The sequence below is a fragment of the Flavobacterium piscinae genome, from assembly GCF_004122145.1.
In the GTDB taxonomy this organism is placed as follows: Bacteria; Bacteroidota; Bacteroidia; order Flavobacteriales; family Flavobacteriaceae; genus Flavobacterium; species Flavobacterium piscinae.
The window spans coordinates 1-458 of sequence record NZ_SBKQ01000038.1 but is presented as its reverse complement, the minus strand read 5'-3'; the positions used below and the strand labels follow the sequence as shown (position 1 = coordinate 458).

Below are 458 nucleotides of genomic sequence, written 5' to 3'. Positions count from 1 at the left end.
ATCGACCTGCAGTACTACATCGTCCACGACGGCCTCAGCACCCGCGCCCTGGTGCATGAACTGCTGCGTGCCGCCGACCGTGGCGTGCGTGTGCGCATCCTGCTGGACGACACCACCAGCGATGGCCTGGACACCATCATGGGCACCCTCGATGCCCACCCCAACATCCAGATCCGCGTGTTCAACCCGCTGCACCTGGGCCGCAGCACAGGCGTAACGCGCGCCATGGGCCGGCTGTTCAACCTGTCGCGCCAGCACCGGCGCATGCACAACAAGCTGTTCCTGGTGGACAACAGCATGGCGATTGTCGGCGGGCGTAACCTGGGCGACGAGTATTTCGATGCCGAGCCCAACCTCAACTTCACCGACATCGACCTGCTGGGTATAGGCCCGGTGGCCGAGCAGTTGGGGCACAGTTTCGACCAATACTGGAACAGCGCCCTCAGCCGGCCGATCAC

General features: G+C 64.2%; 1 protein-coding gene. It reads left to right on the top strand.

Annotation, left to right across the window (positions count from 1 at the left end; all coding sequences use genetic code 11):
- On the top strand, positions 1 to 458 hold a 458-nt coding region (locus EQG68_RS14895; RefSeq protein WP_246011780.1), incomplete at both ends, for a phospholipase D-like domain-containing protein.